This is a genomic window from Streptomyces sp. NPDC005899 (assembly GCF_040629645.1).
Taxonomy (GTDB): Bacteria; Actinomycetota; Actinomycetes; order Streptomycetales; family Streptomycetaceae; genus Streptomyces.
In genome coordinates, this window is sequence record NZ_JBEXWB010000449.1 from 1 (window position 1) to 4,270 (window position 4,270).

Sequence of the window (4,270 nt, forward strand, 5' to 3'; positions counted from 1 at the left end):
ACGCGCCCCGACGGGCCGTGGGGCGAATACGCGCCCCAGCCCCCTATCGGCCTCCCGGGCTGACCCCCCCCCCCCCCCCCGGGCGCCCCCCCCCCGCCGGGACCCCCACGGAGGGCGGGCCGGGCGCCCGAGGGACGCCGGACCGCGCGCCGCCCGCGCGCTGCCGGGCCGCCCCGGAACAGGACGCTCACCGGCGCGTCCCGGGGCGGCGGGGGCAGGAGGCGGTTCGGGGTGGCGGGGTCCTACCCCGCTGTGCCCCCCCGAGGCCCCTCCCCAGAGGCCGCTTGTACATGACAGGGGGAAGCTGATCACGGCCGTCGGCCCGCGTAAAGCCCGGTACCGCCCTTCGTGGTAATTGTCCGTTTTCGGGTACCCGGCTCGTCCGGGCCCCGCCCGGGACGGGCCGCACCGAGCGAAGGGATGGATCACCATGCAGTACGAGGAGCTGATCGGAAAAGTGCAGGCCAGGGCCCGGCTCTCCGGCCGGGGTCCCGCCGAGCGGGTGACGGGCGCGGTGCTCCGCACGCTGACCGAACGCGTGCCCGACGGGCTTGCCGGTCATCTGCTCGCCCAGTTGCCGTCGGCGCTGGCCGCCTCCGTGTCGGGGGAGACGGGAGACACCGGGGGACCCGCTCACGGGCCGGACAGCGGATCCGGCGAGCGCTTCGACCTCACCACGTTCGCGGGGCGGGTCGCCTGGCGGGCCGGGGTGTCGGAGGACGTCGCGCTGGAGCAGACCGCCGCCGTCTTCGAGGTACTGGACGCGGCCGTCGCTCCGGAGCTGATGGAGAAACTGACCGCTGCGCTGCCCCTGGACATCGGGAAGCTGCTGCCGACCGCCAGGGCCGCCGACGCCGACCGACCCGACACCGTCTGACGGGAGAGGTAGCCGGTCGACCGGACAGGGCCGCCGGACCGCGTACCGGACCGCCCCCGCCCGGCCGAGGGCTGACCCGGAGCCGCGGCCTGACCCGGAGCCGGGGCAGACCCGCGGCAAGCGTTCCGCAGGTCGGCCGTGCAGCGTGACGCCTCAGCCCTCGGCGTGTTCCTGTGTAAGGCTCCAGGCGTACTGCAGCCAGTCGGAGATCATGATCGCCCCCAGCCCCCCGGCGACGAGCCGAGTGGCGCGCGGAGCCGCGACGTACCCGCAGACCAGTGTGGCGGCGGCCCAGGCCGACAGGCAGAACGGGCAGGCGAGCAGCTCGCCGGTGGCCAACCGCAGGCCGTGCCCGCGTGGCTCGTCCATGACCTCGCTCCCGCTGATGACACCCTCGCGGCGGGTGAAGGGGGCCCGTAGGAAGCTGGTGATCTTGCCCTTGGTCACGAGCCGTGACGCCTTGTACGTGGCCGCTCCGAGCAGCAGCAGGTCTCCCGGCGGGATGCGGTCCGGCAGGCGGAGCCCCGATGCCCGGGCGGCGAGACCGAAGAGGGTCACGCCACCGGCATGGATCCCCGCCAGCGTGGCGTATCCGCGCAGGGGGATCTCCTGGCCCGGCGAGTAGCCGCCCGCCTCGTGCCCGTGTTCCCGGCAGTCGCCGGAGCCGTTCGCTGCTTCGAGGGCTTCTGATGTCATGGTCTCTCCCGTCGGCCGTCGTGGAAGCGCCGGGTACCCCGCCGGACGCGGAAGGAACATGGCCGCCGGTGAGGAAACCATTCAGCCGCGCCGCGCCGCGTCCGGGGCCGCCACTCACGGAGGCGGTCCGCGAGCGCGCGGCGGACGCCGAAAGCGCCGCCCCCGGTGCGGTGGCACCTCGGGGCGGCGCTTCCTGGTCGTGGCTCAGCCGCGCAGCTGCTCGTACGCCGGCAGCGTCAGGAAGTCCGCGTAGTCCTGGTCCAGCGAGACCTGGAGGAGCAGGTCATGGGCCTGCTGCCACCTGCCGGACTCGAAGGCGTCCTCGCCGATCTCGGCGCGGATGGCGGCCAGTTCCTCGGCGGCGACCTTGCGGGCCAGGTCCGCCGTGGCGTGCTCGCCGTTCTCGAACACGACGTCGGCGTTGATCCACTGCCAGATCTGCGAGCGCGAGATCTCGGCGGTGGCGGCGTCCTCCATCAGGTTGAAGATGGCGACCGCGCCCATGCCCCGCAGCCACGCCTCGATGTACCGGATGCCGACCGCGACGGCGTTGCGCAGGCCGTCGTACGAGGGCTTCGCGTCCAGGGTGTCGATGGCGATCAGGTCACCGGCCGCCACGGAGACGTCCTCGCGCAGCCGGTCCTTCTGGTTCGGCTTGTCGCCGAGGACCGCGTCGAAGGAGGCCATCGCGATCGGGACCAGGTCCGGGTGGGCGACCCAGGAGCCGTCGAAGCCGTCGTTCGCCTCGCGGTCCTTGTCCGCCTTCACCTTCTCGAACGCGACCTTGTTGACCTCGGCGTCGCGCCGCGAGGGGATGAAGGCCGCCATGCCGCCGATGGCGTGCGCGCCGCGCTTGTGGCAGGTGCGCACCAGGAGTTCGGTGTACGCCCGCATGAACGGGGCGGTCATCGTGACCAGGTTGCGGTCGGGCAGGACGAACTTCGACCCGCCGTCACGGAAGTTCTTGACGATGGAGAAGAGGTAGTCCCAGCGGCCCGCGTTCAGCCCGGACGCGTGGTCGCGGAGTTCGTAGAGGATCTCCTCCATCTCGTACGCGGCGGTGATCGTCTCGATCAGGACGGTCGCCCGGACCGTGCCCCGCGGGATGCCGGCGTAGTCCTGGGCGAAGACGAAGACGTCGTTCCAGAGGCGGGCCTCCAGGTGCGACTCCGTCTTCGGCAGGTAGAAGTACGGGCCCTTGCCGAGGTCGATGAGGCGCTGCGCGTTGTGGAAGAAGTAGAGGCCGAAGTCCACCAGCGCGCCGGGGACCGGGGTGCCGTCCAGCTGGAGGTGGCGCTCGTCCAGGTGCCAGCCACGGGGGCGCGTGACGACGGTCGCGAGCTCCTCGGCGGACTTGAGGGCGTACGACTTGCCGGTCCTCGGGTCGGTGAAGTCGATGTTCCGGGTGTAGGCGTCGATCAGGTTGAGCTGGCCGGTGATCACGTTCTCCCACGTGGGGGCGGACGCGTCCTCGAAGTCGGCGAGCCAGACCTTGGCGCCCGAGTTCAGGGCGTTGACGGTCATCTTGCGGTCGGTCGGACCGGTGATCTCCACCCGGCGGTCGTCGAGCGCGGCCGGAGCCGGGGCGACCTTCCAGGTGTCGTCCACGCGGATCGCTTCCGTCTCCGGCAGGAAGTCCAGCGTGGAGGTGCGGGCGATCTCCGCGCGGCGCTCGGCGCGGCGGGCGAGCAGTTCGTCGCGCCGCGGCGTGAACTGCCGGTGCAGCTCGGCCACGAACGCGAGGGCCGCATCGGTCAGGACCTCCTCCTGCCTCGGCAGGGGCTCGGCATCGACGATGGCCAGCGGGGACGGCGCTGGTGCGGACATGAGCTGTCACTCCTTCAGCGGGCGGCGCGGCGACGTCCACAGCTGCCGGGTCGCCTCGATCGGCACTGCGTGCCATGGCTCCGAGATACGGCTGCGGATGCCGTCTGGGTGCGGAAACGGCGCTGCGTGAGTGCTGCGCGCTTCTGAACAGTGGATATTAGTTTCCTCATGGTGGAAGTTCAATGGTTTGTTGATATCGAGATTCTCCGGGTCGACAGAGGTGCCGTCCCGGTGGCGCGGCGTGCCACCGCGAGCACGGCCCGTTCAGGCGAGGCGCCCCAGGTCCCGGACCGTGTCGATGTCGAACGCCTCCGCCACATCCGAACACTCCACGAGGGTGATCGCATCGCGATGGGCGCGGAGGTAGGCCCGCGCCCCCTGGTCGCCCACGGCTTCCGCCGCGATGCCCGCCCACCGCTCGGCGCCGAACAGCACCGGATGGCCGCGCTCGCCGCCGTACGCCGCGGCCGCGAGCGTCGAGCGGGACCGGTAGGCGGACCGGACCCGTGCCACCGCCTCCGCGCCGATGCCCGGCTGGTCGACGAGGAGCACGAGCGCCGCGTCCGCCCCGCGACCGGCGAGCGCCGCGAGTCCGGAGCGCAGCGACGAGCCCATCCCCTCCTCCCACTCCGGATTCACACCGACCACGCACCCGCTCAGGTCCGCGCGCGCCCGCACCTCGTCGGCGGCGGCTCCCAGCACCACGTGGACGGGTCCGCACCCGCCGTCGCGCAGTACCCGCACCGCGTGTTCGACGAGCGGGCGGCCGCGGTGCTCCAGCAGTGCCTTCGGGCGGCCGCCCAGGCGGCGGCCGCCGCCCGCGGCGAGGAGCAGCCCGGCGACCTGGGGAATCCGGTGTGTGTGAGACAT

At 72.6% G+C, this 4,270-nt stretch carries 4 protein-coding genes; 1 reads left to right on the top strand and 3 read right to left on the bottom strand.

Annotated features, from left to right (window positions below; genetic code table 11):
• The first annotated feature begins 430 nt into the window (after positions 1-430).
• Positions 431-877, top strand: coding sequence for a DUF2267 domain-containing protein (locus ABZ371_RS29625; RefSeq protein WP_358685327.1), 447 nt, complete (start codon positions 431-433; stop codon positions 875-877).
• Positions 878-1,030: 153 nt separating this feature from the next.
• Here ABZ371_RS29625 and ABZ371_RS29630 read toward each other — a convergent pair whose 3' ends face one another.
• The 3 genes from ABZ371_RS29630 to ABZ371_RS29640 all read right to left on the bottom strand — a co-directional run bounded on the left by ABZ371_RS29630 (position 1,031) and on the right by ABZ371_RS29640 (position 4,270).
• Positions 1,031-1,573: a DUF1360 domain-containing protein gene (locus ABZ371_RS29630; RefSeq protein ID WP_358685329.1), complete on the bottom strand. Its 543-nt coding sequence runs from the start codon at positions 1,571-1,573 to the stop codon at positions 1,031-1,033.
• 204 nt (positions 1,574-1,777) lie between these two features.
• The gene (aceB, locus tag ABZ371_RS29635; RefSeq protein WP_358685332.1) at positions 1,778-3,400 is read right to left on the bottom strand and encodes a malate synthase A; all 1,623 of its coding nucleotides are present in this window, start codon (positions 3,398-3,400) and stop codon (positions 1,778-1,780) included.
• Positions 3,401-3,664: 264 nt separating this feature from the next.
• Positions 3,665-4,270 carry a nucleotidyltransferase family protein gene (locus tag ABZ371_RS29640; RefSeq protein WP_358685336.1) on the bottom strand — a complete coding sequence of 202 codons (606 nt, stop codon included), beginning with the start codon at positions 4,268-4,270 and terminating at the stop codon, positions 3,665-3,667.

Bases quoted from the DNA above. Each gene is read 5' to 3' on its own strand.
- ABZ371_RS29630 (WP_358685329.1), bottom strand. From the start codon at position 1,573: ATGACATCAGAAGCCCTCGAAGCAGCGAACGGCTCCGGCGACTGCCGG.
- ABZ371_RS29625 (WP_358685327.1), top strand. From the start codon at position 431: ATGCAGTACGAGGAGCTGATCGGAAAAGTGCAGGCCAGGGCCCGGCTC.
- aceB (WP_358685332.1), bottom strand. From the start codon at position 3,400: ATGTCCGCACCAGCGCCGTCCCCGCTGGCCATCGTCGATGCCGAGCCC.
- ABZ371_RS29640 (WP_358685336.1), bottom strand. From the start codon at position 4,270: ATGTCTCACACACACCGGATTCCCCAGGTCGCCGGGCTGCTCCTCGCC.